The organism is Ancylobacter mangrovi (genome assembly GCF_024752335.1).
GTDB lineage: Bacteria > Pseudomonadota > Alphaproteobacteria > Rhizobiales > Xanthobacteraceae > Ancylobacter > Ancylobacter mangrovi.
In genome coordinates this window covers 470,928-488,172 of record NZ_JANTHY010000002.1, presented here as the reverse complement: position 1 = coordinate 488,172, position 17,245 = coordinate 470,928, and the positions used below count along the sequence as shown (strand labels likewise).

Annotated in this window: 17 protein-coding genes; 4 read left to right on the top strand and 13 right to left on the bottom strand. The window is 69.1% G+C overall.

Features of this window, described 5'->3' with window-relative positions; genetic code table 11:
- Nucleotides 1–91: 91 nt before the first annotated feature.
- The 5 genes from NVS83_RS08080 to murJ form a co-directional block, all read right to left on the bottom strand.
- Nucleotides 92–646 (bottom strand): NifU family protein, encoded by a 555-nt coding sequence (locus NVS83_RS08080; protein WP_258732005.1) that lies wholly within the window; start codon nucleotides 644–646, stop codon nucleotides 92–94.
- A gap of 134 nt (nucleotides 647–780) precedes the next feature.
- Nucleotides 781–1,734, bottom strand: a complete 954-nt coding sequence (locus tag NVS83_RS08075) for a glutathione S-transferase family protein (protein ID WP_258738857.1) — start codon at nucleotides 1,732–1,734, stop codon at nucleotides 781–783.
- 107 nt (nucleotides 1,735–1,841) lie between these two features.
- Nucleotides 1,842–2,339 (bottom strand): universal stress protein, encoded by a 498-nt coding sequence (locus tag NVS83_RS08070; RefSeq protein ID WP_258738856.1) that lies wholly within the window; start codon nucleotides 2,337–2,339, stop codon nucleotides 1,842–1,844.
- Between the two features lie 132 nt (nucleotides 2,340–2,471).
- The gene (gene trpS, locus NVS83_RS08065) at nucleotides 2,472–3,530 is read right to left on the bottom strand and encodes a tryptophan--tRNA ligase (RefSeq protein WP_258738855.1); all 1,059 of its coding nucleotides are present in this window, start codon (nucleotides 3,528–3,530) and stop codon (nucleotides 2,472–2,474) included.
- 132 nt (nucleotides 3,531–3,662) lie between these two features.
- Nucleotides 3,663–5,207, bottom strand: coding sequence for a murein biosynthesis integral membrane protein MurJ (gene murJ / locus NVS83_RS08060; protein ID WP_258738854.1), 1,545 nt, complete (start codon nucleotides 5,205–5,207; stop codon nucleotides 3,663–3,665).
- 178 nt (nucleotides 5,208–5,385) lie between these two features.
- On the opposite strand from murJ, the gene NVS83_RS08055 reads away from it, so the two are divergent.
- Complete coding sequence (locus NVS83_RS08055) at nucleotides 5,386–6,384, top strand: adenosine kinase (RefSeq protein ID WP_258738853.1); 999 nt, start codon at nucleotides 5,386–5,388, stop codon at nucleotides 6,382–6,384.
- 234 nt (nucleotides 6,385–6,618) lie between these two features.
- Nucleotides 6,619–7,461, top strand: a complete 843-nt coding sequence (locus NVS83_RS08050; protein WP_258738852.1) for a class I SAM-dependent methyltransferase — start codon at nucleotides 6,619–6,621, stop codon at nucleotides 7,459–7,461.
- Nucleotides 7,462–7,548: 87 nt separating this feature from the next.
- Here NVS83_RS08050 and NVS83_RS08045 read toward each other — a convergent pair whose 3' ends face one another.
- Together NVS83_RS08045 and NVS83_RS08040 are read right to left on the bottom strand one after the other, a co-directional pair.
- Nucleotides 7,549–8,097: an ActR/PrrA/RegA family redox response regulator transcription factor gene (locus NVS83_RS08045; protein ID WP_258738851.1), complete on the bottom strand. Its 549-nt coding sequence runs from the start codon at nucleotides 8,095–8,097 to the stop codon at nucleotides 7,549–7,551.
- A 119-nt stretch (nucleotides 8,098–8,216) separates the two neighbouring features.
- Nucleotides 8,217–9,611: an ActS/PrrB/RegB family redox-sensitive histidine kinase gene (locus NVS83_RS08040; RefSeq protein WP_309486178.1), complete on the bottom strand. Its 1,395-nt coding sequence runs from the start codon at nucleotides 9,609–9,611 to the stop codon at nucleotides 8,217–8,219.
- Nucleotides 9,612–9,864: 253 nt separating this feature from the next.
- Between NVS83_RS08040 and NVS83_RS08035 the strand changes: the two genes are divergently transcribed.
- Nucleotides 9,865–11,226, top strand: coding sequence for a polyhydroxyalkanoate depolymerase (locus NVS83_RS08035; RefSeq protein WP_309486177.1), 1,362 nt, complete (start codon nucleotides 9,865–9,867; stop codon nucleotides 11,224–11,226).
- A 15-nt stretch (nucleotides 11,227–11,241) separates the two neighbouring features.
- On the opposite strand, the gene NVS83_RS08030 is transcribed toward NVS83_RS08035, so the two are convergent.
- Nucleotides 11,242–12,138 carry a LysR family transcriptional regulator gene (locus NVS83_RS08030; RefSeq protein ID WP_258738849.1) on the bottom strand — a complete coding sequence of 299 codons (897 nt, stop codon included), beginning with the start codon at nucleotides 12,136–12,138 and terminating at the stop codon, nucleotides 11,242–11,244.
- Nucleotides 12,139–12,274: 136 nt separating this feature from the next.
- On the opposite strand from NVS83_RS08030, the gene NVS83_RS08025 reads away from it, so the two are divergent.
- Nucleotides 12,275–13,039 carry an SDR family oxidoreductase gene (locus NVS83_RS08025; RefSeq protein WP_258738848.1) on the top strand — a complete coding sequence of 255 codons (765 nt, stop codon included), beginning with the start codon at nucleotides 12,275–12,277 and terminating at the stop codon, nucleotides 13,037–13,039.
- A 48-nt stretch (nucleotides 13,040–13,087) separates the two neighbouring features.
- Here the strand turns inward: NVS83_RS08025 and phoB are convergent, their stop codons facing one another.
- The 5 genes from phoB to pstC are packed head-to-tail and all read right to left on the bottom strand — an operon-like array spanning nucleotide 13,088 to nucleotide 17,213.
- Nucleotides 13,088–13,789, bottom strand: a complete 702-nt coding sequence (phoB, locus tag NVS83_RS08020) for a phosphate regulon transcriptional regulator PhoB (RefSeq protein WP_258731993.1) — start codon at nucleotides 13,787–13,789, stop codon at nucleotides 13,088–13,090.
- A 34-nt stretch (nucleotides 13,790–13,823) separates the two neighbouring features.
- A complete protein-coding gene (gene phoU / locus NVS83_RS08015; protein ID WP_258731991.1) occupies nucleotides 13,824–14,537 on the bottom strand; it encodes a phosphate signaling complex protein PhoU in 714 nt (237 codons plus the stop codon).
- A gap of 22 nt (nucleotides 14,538–14,559) precedes the next feature.
- A complete protein-coding gene (gene pstB, locus NVS83_RS08010) occupies nucleotides 14,560–15,381 on the bottom strand; it encodes a phosphate ABC transporter ATP-binding protein PstB (RefSeq protein ID WP_258731990.1) in 822 nt (273 codons plus the stop codon).
- Between the two features lie 8 nt (nucleotides 15,382–15,389).
- Entirely contained in the window at nucleotides 15,390–16,223 is an 834-nt protein-coding gene (gene pstA, locus NVS83_RS08005; RefSeq protein WP_258731989.1) for a phosphate ABC transporter permease PstA, read from the bottom strand.
- A 12-nt stretch (nucleotides 16,224–16,235) separates the two neighbouring features.
- Nucleotides 16,236–17,213: a phosphate ABC transporter permease subunit PstC gene (gene pstC / locus NVS83_RS08000; RefSeq protein WP_258731988.1), complete on the bottom strand. Its 978-nt coding sequence runs from the start codon at nucleotides 17,211–17,213 to the stop codon at nucleotides 16,236–16,238.
- Nucleotides 17,214–17,245: the final 32 nt, after the last annotated feature.

Genomic DNA, 17,245 nt, shown 5'->3' with positions numbered 1-17,245 from the left:
CGTCTCCTCACCATGCACATGCCGGGCGGCATAAGAAAAGCCGCTGGCGAGCCGATGCGAGCCGGAGGACGAGGAAACCGTCCGTGCGGCCTCAGACCGGGCGCACCTCGACCACGTCGGGTACGAAGTGGCGCAGAAGATTCTCGATGCCGTTCTTCAGCGTCGCGGTGGAGGAGGGGCAGCCCGAGCAGGAGCCCTTCATGGCGAGGAAGACCACGCCGTCCTTGTAGCCGCGGAAGGTGATGTCGCCGCCGTCATTGGCCACCGCCGGGCGTACCCGGGTGTCGATCAGCTCGCGGATCGTGTCCACCAGCCCGGCGTCCTTTTCCTCGTAGAAGGCCTCGTCCGCCGCGTGCTCGTGATCGTCGGGCAGCAGCGGCTGGCCGGAGACGAACTGCTCCATGATCGCGCCGAGGATGGCGGGCTTGAGATGCGCCCACTCGGCCTGGTCCTTGGTCACGGTCACGAAGTCGGAGCCGAAGAAAACGCCGGTGACGCCGGGAATCTCGAACAGCCGCGCCGCCAGCGGCGAGCGCGCCGCCTCGCCGGCATCGCGGGCCTCGAACGTGCCTTCGCCGAGCACGCTGCGGCCGGGCAGGAACTTCAGCGTGGAGGGGTTCGGGGTGGCTTCAGTCTGGATGAACATGGGATGCTCCTTGCCCACCGGGGTTAAAGGCCCCGGCGACGAGAGGGATTTGGAATTTAGATAAGCTTTCGGCGACCGAAGGGGAAGTGGCGAGGAAAAGTGCGGGGCGCGAACCGGCCGGCGCGCACCGTGCCTCACAGCCAGGCCAGCTCCGGGCCGAGCGGCACGATGCCGTTGGGGTTCAGCGCCTTGATCGAGTAATAGCCGCGCTTGATGTGGTCCATGTTCACCGTCTCGCGCACCCCCGGCAGGCCGATGACCCGCGCGAGATAGGCCGAGAGGGCGGGATAGTCCGCGATCCGGCGCAGGTTGCACTTGAACAGGCCGTGATAGGCCGCGTCGAAGCGCACCAGCGTCACGAAGAGGCGGATATCGGCCTCGGTCAGCGCCTCCCCGAGAAGGAAAGGCCCGCCGTCGCCGAGCCGCCCCTCGAGCTCGTCCAGCATGGCGAACACCTCGGCGAAAGCTTCCTCATAGGCCCGCTGCGTGGTGGCGAAGCCGGCGCGGTAGACGCCGTTGTTGAGGCGAGGATAGATCCGCTCGTTCAACGCGTCGATATCCCCGCGCAGCGCCGGCGGGTAGAGGTCGATGCCGCCCCGCGCCAGCGCGCCGAAGCCGGAATTGAACATCCGCACGATGTCCGCCGATTCATTGTTGACGATGGTGCCGCGCTGCCGGTCCCACAGCACCGGCACGGTCGCGCGGCCGCTGACATGCGGATCGGCGCGGGTGTAGAGCTCGTGCAGATAGGTGGCGCCGTTGACGGTGTCCTCGGTGGCGCCCGGATAGCTGCCGAAGCGCCAGCCCTGTTCCGTCAGCGCCGGCTCGACCACGCTGAGGGTGACGACCTCCTCAAGCCCCTTCAGCCGGCGCGCGATCAGCGTGCGCGAGGCCCAGGGGCAGATCAGCGCGGCATAGAGGTGATAGCGGCCGGCTTCCGCCGCGAAGCCGCCCGTACCCGTGGGGCCGGGCGCACCGTCGGGCGTGACCCAGTTGCGGAAGCTCGAGACCTGCCGCACGAAGCCGCCCTTGGCGTCGGTGGCCTGCACCGGCTGCCAGTTCTCCACCCATTTGCCGTCGACGAGCATGGTTCCTCCGCACGCGGGACGATCCCGCCCGACGAGTTAACCCCCGTCCGCACCGCCTGTCGCAGGCGTCGGCGCAGGCCCGCGCTTGCATTCGCGCCAGAGGATCATCAGGCCAGCGCGTCGATGTCCTCGTCGGAGAGCCCGCCGGGCACGATGGTGATCGGCACGGAAAGACCCGTCCAGCCGCCGGAGGCGAGCGCCGAGACCAGCGGGCCCGGACCTTCCTTGCCGGTGCCGGTGGCGAGCACGAGGATCGCGATGTCCTGATCCGCCTCGACCAGCTTCATGATCTCCTCGCCGATGCCGCCCTCGGCGACGATCCGCTCGCAGTCGATCCCGGCCAGCGCCCGCGCCCGGGCGGCGAAATGCTCCTGGCGCTGCTCGGCCTTGTCGGTCGCCTCCGCGCGCATCAGGTCGGCGACGCCGAGCCATTGGCTCTGCACCTCGGCGAGCTCCAGCACGCTCAGCATCACCAGCGCGCCGCCGGTGCGCGCGGCACGGCGCGCGGCGTAGTGCACCGCGCGGTCGCATTCGGGCGTATCGTCGATCACGACCAGGAATTTGCGGCGATGGCCGGGCTCGTGACTCTGGCGTCTGCGCGGCATGGAATCGTCCCCGGGATAAATGGCGCTCGCAAGCCGAGGCCGCTCGCTACCCCGGGGTCATACCACATCGCGCCGAGCGGAAGGGAAGGCGCCCGCGCCGCCCGCGCAATCGGACGGAAGGGGCGCAGTCCCTCAGCGCACGAAGCCGAGTATGTCCTTGACCTGGCCCATCGTCGCGTCGGCGAGCGTGCGGGCCCGGTTCGCGCCGTCGCGCAGGATGGCGTCGATATGGCCGGGATCGGCGACGAGCCGCTTCATCTCGCCTCCGATCGGGCCGAGCCGCGCCACCGCGAGGTCGACCAGCGCCGCCTTGAAGGTCGAGAACTGGCCCCCGCCGAAGCTCGCCAGCACCGCTTCCCTCGGCTCGCCGGAGAGCGCGGCATAGATGCCGACCAGATTCTCCGCCTCCGGCCGTCCCTTCAGCCCCTCCGGCTCGGAGGGCAGCGGTTCGGGGTCGGTCTTGGCCTTGCGGATCTTGGAGGCGACCGCGTCCGCGTCGTCGGTGAGGTTGATGCGCGAGAGGTCCGACGGGTCGGATTTCGACATCTTCTTCGAGCCGTCGCGCAGGCTCATGACCCGCGCCGCCGGCCCGCCGATCAGCGGCTCGGTCAGTGGGAAGTAGCCGCCCTCGAGCGCCGCGTCGCCGAGGCCCAGCCGGGCGATGGAGGCGGCGAAGTCGTTGTTGAACTTCTGCGCGATGTCGCGGGTGAGCTCGATATGCTGCTTCTGGTCCTCGCCCACCGGCACATGGGTGGCGCGGTAGAGCAGGATGTCCGCCGCCATCAGCGTGGGATAGGCGTAGAGGCCGACCGAGGCGTTCTCGCGGTCCTTGCCCGCCTTCTCCTTGAACTGGGTCATGCGGTTGAGCCAGCCGAGGCGCGCGACGCAGTTGAACACCCAGGCGAGCTCCGCATGGCCCGAGACCTGGCTCTGGTTGAACACGATGTGCTTTTCCGGGTCGATGCCGGCGGCGAGATAGGCGGCCGTGACCTCGCGGATGCAGCGCGTCAGTTCCTCCGGGCCGCCCCACACGCGCATGTCCTGGGTGATGGCATGCATGTCCACCACACAATAGATGCACTCATAGCTGTCCTGCAGCTCGGCAAAGCGCTTGATGGCGCCGAGATAATTGCCGAGGTGGAGATTTCCGGTCGGCTGGACGCCGGAAAAGACGCGTTCCTTGAAGCCCATGTCGTAACGTCCCGATAGCCCTTCGCGGCGAAGGCGCTGCGCGCCTGACTGCCGCGCGTGCGCGGCTATCGCATCAATGTCCCGTGGGGGCAAGCGGTGGCGCCATTGGTGGCCGCGTGCGTTCCGGCGGCTTCAGCGCGGGTCGCCCTTCAGCGCGCTCCTCAGCGTGCCGACGGCGATGCCTCCCAGCAGGCGCGCCGCGCCCGCATAGACGGCGACGCCCAGCACGACGAGCAGGGCGAGCTCCGCCGCGCCCGCAAGGCCGCCTGCCGCGAGGGCCGGCGCGGCCCAGAGCCGCGCCAGCGCCACCGCGCCCGCCATCACCAGCGCCGCGCCGGCGAGGCCGCGCAGGCGCCGCCGGCCATCCGCCTCGATCGCGACCAGCCGCCGCCGGCCGAGGCCGAGCGCGAGCCCGGCGAGGCTCGCCGCGCTGGAGACCAGCACGCCCAGCGCCGGGCCGGCGATGCCGAGCCACGGCATGCCGGCAAAGCCGGTGATCCCGCCGAGTATCAGCCCCGCCACGCCGCAGCGTGCCACGAGGCGCGACAGCCCTTCGGTGAAGGCGATGGCCGCCAGCACCTTCTCGCTCGCCTGCAGCGGCAGGGTGAGGGCGAGGAGCGCCATGGCGGTGGCGGTCAGCCGGGTCGCCTCGGCACCGAAGGCGCCGCGCTGGAACAGCACCGCGACGACGGGCTCGGCCAGTACGGCGAGGCCCAGCGCGGCGGGCAGAGAGAGCGCCAGCGCCGCCTCGATGCCGCCGGCGCCGACGCTGCGCGCCCCGGCTCGACCCTTGCCATCATGCCCGGCGAGGGCCGGCAGCAGCACCGCGCCGGCGCTGGCGCCGACGAGTCCGAGCGGCAGCTCCACCAGCCGCGTCGCATAGAACAACGCCGCGACGCCGCCGGCGATGCCCGATGCGGCCGCAGCGGCAACGAGGAATCGCAGTTGCGGCAGCGCGGCGGCGAACAGGCTCGGCAGCGCCGCCCCGAGCATCGGCAAGGCGCGGGCGAGGTCCTCACGGCGCGGCATCGCCAGGGCGCTGCGCGGTACGGCGAAGGCCACCAGCGCGAACTGCGTCACCGCTCCCGCGATCGCCGCGACGGCCAGCCAGGTGAGGGCGGCGTCCATCGCCATGGTCCGCCCGCCGGCAAGCATCAGCCCCGTGACCAGTGCAATCACCGCGACATTGCCGGCGACCGGGCCGAAGGCGGGGGCGGCGTAGCGGCCCGCGGCGTTGGCGAGCGCCGCCAGCACTCCGGCGAGCAGGGCGAGCGGCACGCAGACGACCGCGATCCGGCCCACCATCACCGCGCCGGCCCCGCGCGGCCCCGTCAGCTCGAAGCCCGGTGCCAGCACGCCGATGACGACGGGCATGAAGACGAACAGCACGAGGCCCGCGGCGAAGGCGGCCAGCGCGAACAGCACCAGCGCCGCGCCGGCCAGCCGCGCCCGCCGGTCCGCCTCCGCGCGCACCAGCGCGGGCAGGATCGCGGCATTGAGCGCGCCCTCGCCCAGGAGGCGCCGGGCGAGCTGCGGCAACACGAGCCCTGCGACGGACGCGTCGGCCACCAGCCCGGTGCCGAACAGCGCCGCCACCATCGCGTCGCGCACGAAGCCGAGCCCGCGCGAACCGAGGGTGATGAGAGCGACGGTCGAGGCGCGGCGCAGGAGAGCCATGGGCTAGCAATAGACGCTCCCCGGCGGCGCGCAAGGCATGTTGCCGGCACGCATCCGCGTGGCGTCGCACGGCCGAAAGCGCACATTGCGGACACTTTTCACGCCTCGGGCGCGTTGCGGGCGCCGCCCCGCTCTGCTACCGGCAACGGGCTTGTTTCCTCCAGCGAAAGGCCGCCCCGTGACCGCCCAGCAGCTCGATGTGATCGGCTTCGGCAATGCCATCGTCGACGTGATCTCCCGCGCCGAGGAGGCCTTTCTCGACACCCATGAGATGCGCAAGGGTGGCATGACGCTGATCGACGAGCCGCGCGCCGAGGCCGTATACGGCGCCATGGGGCCGGGCGTCGAGATTTCCGGCGGCTCGGCGGCCAACACCATGGTCGGCATCGCGGCACTGGGCGGGCGCGCCGGCTTCATCGGCAAGGTGCGCGACGACGAGCTCGGCGGCATCTTCGCCCATGACATCCGCGCCGCCGGCGTCGCCTATGCGACCCCGCCCGCTGCGAACGGGCCGACCACCGCGCGCTGCCTGATCCTGGTGACGCCCGATGGCGAGCGCACCATGAACACCTATCTCGGCGCGGCGCAGGGCCTTTCCCCGGCCGATGTCGACGAGGCGATGGTGGCCAGCGCCACCGTGACCTATCTCGAGGGCTATCTGTGGGACCCGCCGGCCGCCAAGGAGGCGTTCCTGAAGGCTGCCGGCATCGCCCACGGGGCGGGGCGCACGGTCGCGCTGACGCTGTCGGATGCGTTTTGCGTCGGACGCTACCGCGACGAATTCCTCAAGCTGATCCGCGAGGGCACGGTCGATCTGGTATTCGCCAACGAGGCAGAGCTGACCTCGCTCTACGAGACAGACTTCGACGCCGCTCTGGCCGCGCTGCGCCGCGAGGCCCGGCGCGCGGTGGTGACGCGCTCGGAGAAGGGCGCGCTCTCCGTGGCCGGCGACGAGCTGGTGGCGGTCGAGGCCTATCCGGTCGCGAAGGTGGTCGACACGACCGGCGCCGGCGACCTGTTCGCCGCCGGTTATCTTCACGGCTTCTCGCGCGGCTTCAGCGCGGAGGAATCGCTTCGGCTGGGCGCCCTGTCGGCGGCCGAGATCATCAGCCATATCGGGGCCCGTCCCGAGAGGGGGCTGAAGGAGCTCGCCGAGGAGAACGAACTGCGGGTGTGAGCCGGCTGCGAAACCGTCGCCGCAACCTGACGTTGGCGACGCGGCGCCCGAAACGATCATTTTGAGGTGATTGAGCCCGACTGGAATACCACTTTATGCCATGATACGTTGAGTGCAGGTGTTAGCGTCACAGTAAGCAGCGACGGTAAATTAGGGATGATCCCGGGTTGACGGGGGAGCGCCCATGCTCAACGTTGCAGTGCAACAGAACTCTCGCCATATCGGGCCACGGCCGTGAACGTCATCAGTCCACAGACCATCCCCTTCGAGCCGGCGCGTTTTCGATCAACCGCCGAGTTCTACAGCCGCTATCGCGTTCCCTACCCGGAATCGCTCATCGCCGACGTGGCGCAACGCATCGATCTGCGCCCGGGCGACCGGGTCCTCGACCTTGGCTGCGGGCCGGGCCCGCTCGCCATCGCCTTCGCCCGGCTCGGCGCGCGGGTGACGGCGATGGACCCCGAGCCTTCCATGCTCGACGCGGCGCGAGCCGATGCTTCCTGGGCCGGCGTCGAGCTGACGCTGGTGCAGGGCTCCTCCTACGGGCTCGACAACCCGGTATTCGGCCGTTTCCGCGCCGTGGTGATGGGCCGCTCCTTCCACTGGATGGACCGGCAGGCGACGCTGGCGACGCTGGACCGGATGGTCGATCCGGACGGGGCGGTCGTGCTGTTCGGCGATCGGCAGATCTTCGCCATGCCGGACTGGCGCCCGGTGCTGGAGCTCACCACCGAGCGCCATGCCGGCCCGCGCCTCGAGGACCGCAACCGCCGCCGTTCCACCGAATACGTGCCGCACGAAGCGGTGCTGCTGGCCTCGCCCTTCCACCGCCTCGAGCGGATGGGCCGGGTGATGGAGCGGCGCATCGACATCGACGACGTCATCGGCCGCGCCTTCTCGCGCTCGGTGACCTCGCCCGCCACGCTCGGCATGGAGCGCGAGGCGTTCGAGCTTGAGCTGCGCGCCGGCCTGGCGGCGCTGGCTCCCGATGGTGTTCTCACGGAAGTGATCGAATCGCAGGCGCTGATCGCCCTGCGCGACAGACAGAGCCCGATCGCCTTACGCGATACGCCCTGAAGCGCAAAAGACCGTCGGAAATCCGAAAATCGCCTTCGGCCGCCACAGTCGGCCCTCCCGGCGGGAGCTTTGCCGCGCCGGGACCGTTCAGCGCGGGGCGCGCTTGGCGAGGATCCGCTGGAGCGTGCGGCGATGCATGGAGAGCCTCCGCGCGGTCTCCGACACGTTGCGTCCGCACAATTCGTAAACCCGCTGGATATGCTCCCAGCGCACGCGGTCGGCCGACATCGGATTCTCGGGGAGCTGGGGCTTGTAGTCGCCCTGCGCGCTCAGCGCGGCATAGATGTCGTCGGCGTCCGCCGGCTTGGCGAGATAGTCCACCGCGCCTATCTTCACCGCGTTCACGGCCGTCGCGATATTGCCGTAGCCGGTGAGGATGATGCCGCGCGCCTCGGGGCGCCGGCGCTTCAGCGCGGAGATGACGTCGAGCCCGTTGCCGTCGCCGAGCCGCATGTCGACAACCGCATAGGCAGGGGCGCTGCCTTCGACGCTGGCGAGGCCGTCGGCCACCGTCTCGGCCGTGGTCACGGTGAAGCCGCGCGATTCCATGGCGCGCGCGAGGCGCTGCAGGAACGGACGGTCGTCATCCACGATCAGCAGCGTGCGGTCCGTAATTTCCGACGTCGTATCAAGCATCTGGCGTCTTTCCGAGCGCCGCGGGACGCGAGCTCTCCGTTCGATTTTGCGGGGAGATTACACCATCCCCCTCCGGCAGTGCAAAATTGTCGCATGCATGGGGCGATCGTGCTTTTCGATCAGGCCCCATGGCGATCGTGCGCTTCTCCCGAAATATCGATCGCCCGGCGCGGCCAGCGCACCGAGACCGAGGCGCCGTGTGCGGGCAGCGCGCGGTTCAGGAAGCTCAGTTCGGCGCCGGAGCGCTCGAGCAGCGTCTTGGCGATGAAGACGCCGAGGCCGAGGCCCTCGCGCAGGCCTTCCCCGACCCGCAGCCCGTCGCCGACGAGCGCGTCGCCCTCGGGTTCCATGTCGCGCCGCCAGCGGTGGCGCCCGCGGCTGGTGACGTAGGGTGCGCCGATCGAATCGATGAGCTCCGGGGGAAAGCCCGGGCCGTCGTCGGTCACCGTCACGCTCAGCTCGGCGTCGGTCCAGTTGGCGACGATGTCGACGCGCCCATTGGCGAAGTCGACCGCGTTCTCGACGATGTTGCCGAGCCCATAGAGCAGGCCCGGATTGCGGGCGATGATCGGCTCGTCGCCGCCGCGGTCCGGCAGCGTCACCTCGATGGCGATGCCGAAATTGCGGTGCGGCGCGACCACGTCCTCGAGGATGTGCGAGATCGGCATGCGGTCGAACGGTGCCTCGCCGCCGCCCAGCGAAGTGAGCGTGCGCAGGATCGTGCGGCAGCGCTCGGCCTGCTCGCGCAACAGCCCGATGTCGTCCACCATCGGGCTGTCGGCCGGCAGTGCGCGGACAAGCTCCTTGGCGACCACGGTGATGGTGGCGAGCGGGGTGCCGAGCTCATGCGCGGCGGCGGCGGCGAGCCCGTCGAGCGCCGACAGGTGCTGCTCGCGCGCCAGCACCAGCTCGGTCGCCGCCAGCGCCTCGGAGAGCTCGCGTGTCTCCTCCGCCACCCGCCAGGCATGGACGCCGATGAAGGCGATGGAGATGGCGAGCGCACACCAGATGGCGGCGAGGTAGACCGCCGGCAGCTCCGGCTCGTTGCCGAGCGCGACCTGGTCGGACCAGGGCAACGGCATCTGCCACAGGCCGACCACCGCCGCGCAGCTCGCGGCCAGCACGCCGAGCAGCACCGTGGTGCGCGGCGACAGCGCGGTCGCCGAGATGAGCACGGGGGCGAGGAACAGGAAGGCGAAGGGATTGGAGAGGCCGCCGGTGAGGAACAGCAGCGCCGCGAGCTGCAGGATGTCGTAGGCGAGCAGCCAGGCGGCCTCGATGTCGGAGAGCCGCCGCGCGCCGGGATTGCGCAGGCGCAGCGCAAGGTTCAGCCAAGCCGACAGCGCCACTACGGCGAGGCAGGCGCCGATCGGCAGCGTGAAGGCCAGCAGCCAGTGCACGATGACGATGGTCAGCGTCTGGCCGGCAATGGCAAGCCATCGCAGCCGGATCAGCGTGTCGAGCCGAAGGCCGAAATAGCGTTCGCCGATAGGATGTTCGAGCGAGAGCATCAACGTCCTTCCGTTCCGTATCCTCTCTATAGCCGCAGATACGACCAAAGCGCGAGACACCGGTTTCGTTGACGTTCGCGCCCGAGGGTCTATTTATGTTGCAGCGCACAAGCTGCGCGAAGGCCGAAGCGCGACACGTAACGCTTCGGAAGGATCGCGTTAAAAAAATGCGCCGAAAGTGCCCCGAGGGCGGCGTCCACGGCCGGTTCGGCGGCGGTAGGGACGCAAATGGCGGGCATTGAAGACGGAGGCTCTTATGGCAATCGGCGTTTTTGGTGAATTGCCCGACGCGGAACAGGCGGCCGAGTCGCCGGAGGCGACGGTCGAGACGGCATCGGCCTTTTCCAAGCCGCTCTACTGGATGTTCGAGATGGGCCATGCGGCGCTCGATCCGCTTCGCGTGATCGCCGATGCCAACCGGCTCTACTACCGCAACCCCGCCAACCCGCTGGCGCATACCAGCCTCGGCAAGTCGATCTCGGCGGCGTGCGAGATGTTCGAGCGCACCACGCGGCGCTACGGCAAGCCGGAATGGGGCATCGACGAGACCGTGGTCGGCGCCACCCATGTGCCGGTAACGATCGAGGTTGAATGGGAGCGCCCGTTCTGCCGGCTGCTGCATTTCGTGCGTGACTTTCCCAACCCGCCGCGCCGGCCGCAGCCGCGCATGCTGATCGTCGCTCCGCTCTCGGGCCATTACGCGACGCTGCTGCGCGGCACGGTGCAGACGCTGCTGCCGAACCACGACATCTACATCACCGACTGGGCCGACGCGCGCAACGTGCCGCTCTCCGCCGGGCGCTTCGATCTCGACGACTATATCGACTACGTCATCGAGATATTCCGCCATCTCGGCGGCGGCGTGCACGTGCTTGCCGTGTGCCAGCCGGCGGTGCCGGTGCTGGCGGCGGTGGCGCGCATGGAGGCGATGGGCGATCCGGACGTGCCCGCCTCCATGGTGCTGATGGGCGGGCCGATCGACACCCGCGAGAGCCCGACCGCGGTGAACCACTTCGCCGAGGAGCGCGGGCTCGACTGGTTCCGGCGCAACGTCATCACCACCGTGCCCTGGCCGAATGGCGGCTTCATGCGGCAGGTCTATCCCGGCTTCCTGCAGCTCCACGGCTTCATGGCGATGAATCTGGAGCGCCATCTCCAGGCCCATGCCGACATGTTCCGCCATTTGGTGAAGGGCGACGGCGATTCCGCCGCCAAGCACCGGGAGTTCTATGACGAGTATCTCTCGGTCATGGACCTGCCGGCGGAATATTACCTGCAGACGCTTCAGGCCGTTTTCATCGACCACGCCCTGCCCAAGGGCGAGCTGACCCATCGCGGCGAAAAGGTCGATCCCTCGCGGATCCGCAACGTCGCCCTGCTCACCATCGAGGGCGAGAATGACGACATCTCCGGGGTCGGCCAGACCCGGGCGGCGCAGAAGCTGTGCTCCAGCCTGCCAGACGACATGCGGGTGCACTACCTCCAGCCGACGGTCGGTCATTACGGCGTGTTCAACGGCTCGCGCTTCCGCGCCGACATCGCCCCGCGCATCGCCGACTTCGTGATGAGCCACAACTGGCCGCGGAAGGGCGACAACGCGCTGCGCGGCAAGAGCTGACAGCCGAGACGCCGGCTAAATGTCCCAGTAGGGCGGATCGCCGAACGCCTGCCGCAGGCACTCGGCGAAGGCGCGCAGCTTGGCCGAGGGCCGGCGCGCTTCGGCATGGGCGACATAGATGAATTCGGCCTCGGTCTCGGCGCCGACATCGACGACGCGCAGCGTGCCCGCCCGGACCGCCGGGCCGGCGATGAACATCGGCAGCAGGGCGATGCCGATTCCCGCCGCCGCCGCGTCGCGCATCAGTTCGCCATTGTTCACCCGCAGCCCGGGGCGGGCGCGGACATTGACCACGCCCTGGGGCGTCACGAAGCGCCAGTCGGCGATCCCGCGATGGGTGTAGAAGACGCCCCGGTGACCATCGAGTTCGTCGAGGTTGCGCGGCGCGCCGTACCGCTCGAGATAGCCGGGCGACGCCACCAGCACGCGCCGGCTGCGCGCCAGCGGCCAGGCGATGAGCCGGCTGTCCGTCAGCGGCCCGTGCCGCACCACGCCGTCATAGCTCTCGGCCTGGACCTCGATCCGCCGGTCGTCGAGGTCGAGGGTGAGCTCGACCTCCGGGTGGCGCAGCAGGAACGGATAGAGCGCCGGGCCGAGATGCAGGTGGGCGAACGCCACCGGCGCGGAAATCCGCAGCGGTCCCGACAGCGTGCTGCGGCTTTCGGCAAGGTCCGCCACCGCGGCGTCGAGCTGGCGCATCGCGCCGGTGGCGCGGGCGAGGAACGCCGCGCCGTCGTCGGTGAGCGAGAGCTTGCGGGTGGAGCGGTGGACCAGGCTGGCGCCGAGGCTGCGCTCGAGACCCGCCAGACGTTCGCTGACCACGGATTTCGACAGGCGCAGCCGCCTTGCCGCCTCGCTGATCGAGCCGGCTTCGGCGATGGCGACGAAGGCGGCGATGCCGTCCAGTTTCATCGTTCGGTCTTTCCGGATGCGAGTTCCATCATTTTCAGGCTAATTCGGACGATGTCTCTTGCCCATAGTCATCTGCGACAGGGCGGCGGCGGGCCATGACGGCCTGCCCGCCCGATAGCATGATGGAGAATTCGATATGGACAGGCTTTCCGGAAAGGTCGCGATCGTCACCGGCGCCAGCTCGGGCATCGGCCGGGCGACCGCGCTGCTGTTCGCGCAGGAAGGCGCGAAGGTCGTGGTCGGCGCGCGCCGCAAGGGCGAGCTCGACGCGCTCGTCGCCGAGATCGCCGGCAAGGGCGGCGAGGCCGTGGCGCTGGCGGGTGACGTCAGCTCGGAGGACTATGCCAAGGCGCTGGTCGCGCTGGCGGTCGAGCGCTTCGGCAGGCTCGACGTCGCCTTCAACAATGCCGGCACGCTCGGCGAGAAGGGGCCCAGCACCGGCGTTTCGGCGGCAGGCTGGAACGACGCGCTGGCGGTGAACCTCACCGGCTCGTTCTTCGGCGCCAAGCACCAGATCGCCGAGATGCTGAAGACCGGCGGCGGCTCGGTGATCTTCACCTCCACCTTCGTCGGCTACACCGCCGCCTTTCCGGGCCTTGCCGCCTATGCCGCCTCGAAGGCGGGGCTGATCGGCCTCACACAGACTCTCGCTGCCGAATTCGGCCCGCAGGGCATCCGGGTGAACGCCGTGCTCCCCGGCGCGGTGGAGACGGAGATGTATCGCGAGGCCAACGACACGCCGGAGGCGCAGGCCTTCCTCACCGGACTGCACGCGCTGAAGCGCGTGGGTGCGCCGGAGGAGCTGGCGCGCTCGGTGCTCTATCTCGCCTCGGACGATTCGTCCTTCGTCACCGGCACCGCCCATCTCGTCGATGGCGGGCTGTCGATCACCCGCACCTGAGGCACGAGCGGCGGGCCGTTCGCCCGCCTTCCGGTGTTCGCCCGCCCGTCAGTGCGCGCGGGCGAACATCTCGTTGAAGGAATAGCCGGAGCCGCGCACGGTGCGGATGGGGTCGGGCTGACGCGGGCGGTTGAGCGCCTTGCGCAGGCGTCCGACGTGAACGTCCACGGTGCGCTCGTCGATATAGACGTCCTGGCCCCACACCCCGTCGAGGAGCTGCTCGCGCGAATAGACCCGGCCCGGCGACTGCATCAGGAATTCGAGCAGCCGGAACTCGGTCGGCCCGAGATGCAGCTCCCGCCCGCCGCGATGCACGCGCTTGGTCTCGCGGTCGAGCTCGATGTCACCGGCCCGCAACAAGGTGGAGATATGGTCCGGCTTGGCTCGGCGGAGCAGCGCACGGACCCGCGCCACCAGCTCCGGCACCGAGAACGGCTTCACCACGTAGTCGTCGGCACCGGTGGCGAGGCCACGCACGCGCTCGGCCTCCTCGCCGCGCGCGGTGAGCATGAGCACCGGCATGCGCTCGGTCTCGGGGCGCGCCCGCAGGCGCCGGCACAGCTCGATGCCGGAAAGCCCCGGCAGCATCCAGTCGAGGATGACGAGGTCGGGGACGCTTTCCCTCAGCCTCGTCTCCGCTTCGTCGCCCCGGGCGACGCTCTCCACCGCATAGCCTTCAGACTCGAGGTTGTAACGCAGGAGCAGGGTCAGCGGCTCCTCGTCCTCGACGATCAGGATGTTGGTCGGCATTGCTTTTCTCGGTTGAGGACGGTCGCCGCCCGCCTCAGGCCGGGAACGGGACCGTCGTCAGGCTGCTGGTGTCCTGCTTGGGCCGCTCGTCGGCGAGCAGCTGGCCGGTGGAGAGGTAGTGCACCGTCTCGGCGATGTTGGTGGCGTGGTCGCCGATGCGCTCGATGTTCTTGGCGCAGAACAGCAGATGCGTGCACAGCGAGATGTTGCGCGGGTCTTCCATCATGTAGGTGAGGAGCTCGCGGAACAGCGAGGTGTACAGGATGTCGACCTCGCCATCGCGCTTCCACACCTCGAGCGCGCGCGCGTCGTCGCGGCTGGCGTAGGAATCGAGCACTGACTTGAGCTGCTCCAGCACCATGCCGGACATGTGCTCGACGCCGCGCACCAGCTTCTGCGGGTGGAATTCGCCGGTCAGCGCCAGCACCCGCTTGGCGGTGTTCTTGGCGAGGTCGCCGATGCGCTCGATGTCGTTGGCGATGCGCATCGCGGCGACGATCTCGCGCAGGTCGATGGCGAGCGGCTGGCGGCGGGCGATGGTGAGGATGGCCTTCTCCTCGATCTCGCGCTGCAGCAGGTCGATCGGCCCGTCGAGCACGATCACCTTCTGCGCCAGCTCGGTGTCGCGCTTCACCAGCGCCATGACCGAATCGGCGACCAGGCGCTCGGCCTGCCCGCCCATCTCGACCACGCGCCGCGAGAGGTCCTTCAGGTCGCTGTCGAAGGAGGAGACGATATGTTCGGTCATGGGATGATCCTCCGCCGCCGGTTCAGCCGAAGCGGCCGGTGATGTAGTCGCGGGTGCGCGCTTCGCGCGGATTTGTGAAGATCTCGTTGGACGCGGCGACCTCGATCAGCTCGCCCAGGTAGAAGAAGGAGGTGATGTCGGCGCAGCGCGCCGCCTGCTGCATGTTGTGGGTGACGATGACGATGGTGAATTCCTGCTTCAGCTCGTCGATCAGGTCCTCGATCTTCGAGGTGGAGATCGGGTCGAGCGCCGAGGTCGGCTCATCGAGCAGGATCACTTCCGGGCGCACCGCGATCGTGCGGGCGATGCACAGACGCTGCTGCTGGCCGCCCGACATGCCGAGCGCGGAAGTGTGCAGGCGGTCCTTGGTCTCGTCCCAGATCGCGGCCTTGCGCAGGCACCACTCCACGCGCTCGTCCATCTGCGCCTTGTTCAGGCTCTCGTGCAGCTTCACGCCGAAGGCGATGTTGTCGTAGATCGACATCGGGAACGGGGTCGGCTTCTGGAACACCATGCCGATGCGCGAGCGCACCACGGTGGAATCGAGGTCCTTGCCGAGCAGGTCGACGCCGTCGAACCAGATGTTCCCTTCCGCGCGCTGGCCCGGATAGAGCTGGTACATGCGGTTGAAGATGCGCAGCAGCGTGGACTTGCCGCAGCCCGAGGGCCCGATCATCGCGGTGACGCGCTTCTCGGGGATCTCGAAATTGATGTTCTTCAGCGCGTGGTTGTCGCCGTAATAGAAGTTGAGCTTGTCCACCTTGAGCTTGGGCTCGGCCGACGGTGCGGTCGCGCGGTTGACGGCGGAGGCGATGTCGATCGACGTCTCGGGTGCGAAATTCATGGTTCGTCTCACTTCATCTTCGCCAGGACAAGGCGGGAAACGACGTTCAGGGCCAGAACCCCGGCGGTGATAAGCAGGGCACCCGCCCAGGCCAGGGCGACCCAGTCCTCGAAGGGCGAGGCGGCGTACTGGTAGATCGCGATCGGCAGCGAGGCCATCGGCGCGTCGAGGCTGACCGACCAGCCATTATTGCCGAGCGAGGTGAACAGCAGCGGCGCGGTCTCGCCGGCGGCGCGCGCCAGCGACAGCAGGATGCCGGTCACGATGCCCGCGCGCGCCGCGCGCCAGGTGATCATCGTCACCACCTTCCACTGCGGCGCGCCGAGCGCGAAGGCCGCCTCGCGCAGGCCGATCGGCACCAGGTTCAGCATGTCCTCGGTGGTGCGCACGACCACCGGGATCACCAGGATGGCGAGGGCGATCGAGCCCGCCCAGCCGGAGAAGCCGCCGAAGGGCACCACCAGGAGCTGGTAGACGAACAGGCCGATCAGGATCGAGGGTGCGGAGAGCAGCACGTCGTTGACGAAGCGCACCGCGCTGCCGACCTGCGTGTTGCGCCCGTTCTCGGCGAGGAAGGTGCCGCACATCAGCCCGATCGGGGTGCCGATGATGAGCGCCACGCCGATCTGGATCAGCGAGCCGACGATGGCGTTGAGCAGGCCGCCGCCGGCGCCCGGCGGCAGGGTGATGCGGGTGAAGACGTGCGGGCCGAGCGCGGGAAGGCCGCGCGCCAGCAGGGTCCACAGGATCCAGGCCAGCAGCACGAGCGAGAGCGCGGCGAAGCCGGTGGAGAGGGCCTTGACCGTGTAGTCGGTGGCGCGGCGACGGGCGAGAGATGCCATGATCTGTCTTCCTCAGCCCTCGAGCTTCGAACGGACCAGCATGCGCGACAGCGCAAGCACGATGAAGGAGATGACGAACAGGATGAAGCCGAGCTGCATCAGCGACTGCAGCTTGAGCGAGCCGATGGAGGCCTCGGGGAACTCGTTGGCGATGGTGGAGGCGATGGTCGCCCCCGGCGCGAACAGCGAGGCCGACATGCGGGTCGCGTTGCCGATGACGAAGGTCACCGCCATGGTCTCGCCCAGCGCGCGGCCGAGGCCCAGCATGACCGCGCCGACCATGGCCGTGCGGCCATAGGGGACGGAGACGTTGCGATAGACCTCATAGGTGGTGGCGCCGACGCCGTAGGCGGATTCCTTGAGCATCGGGGGCACCGATTCCAGCACCTCGACGAACATGGCGGTGATGAAGGGAAGGATCATCAGCGCCAGGATCAGGCCGGCGGTCAGCATGCCCGCGCCCAGCGGCGGGCCCTGGAACAGCGCGCCGAGCAGCGGGATCGGGCCGAGCCACTCGATGAGGGGCGGCTGCACATAGGCGGCGATCAGCGGCACGACGATGAAGAAGCCCCACATGCCGTAGATGATCGAAGGGATCGCGGCGAGGAGCTGGATCGCCACCCCGATCGGGCGGCGCAGCGGGCCGGCGGCGATCTCGGTGAGGAAGAAGGCGATGCCGAAGGAGAGCGGCAGCGCGACGATGACCGCGATCACGGCGCTGAACACGGTGCCGAACACCATGACGCCGGCGCCGAACTTCTCGGTGACCGGGTTCCAGCTCGTCGACCAGAGGAAGGAAATGCCGAATTCGCGCAGCGCCGGCAGCCCGCCCTCGAACAGCATGGCGATGATCAGGCCGAGCAGCAGCAGAACCAGCAGCCCGCAGCCCCACAGGATGCCGACGAAAATGGGATCGCTGATACGGCCGGTCGGCTTGTGCGCGGCTTTCAGGGCGGTGGTCGCCTCGGTTCCACTGAGAGTGGCGTCCATGTCGTGTGATCCTCGGACCCGTCTTCCCCGCG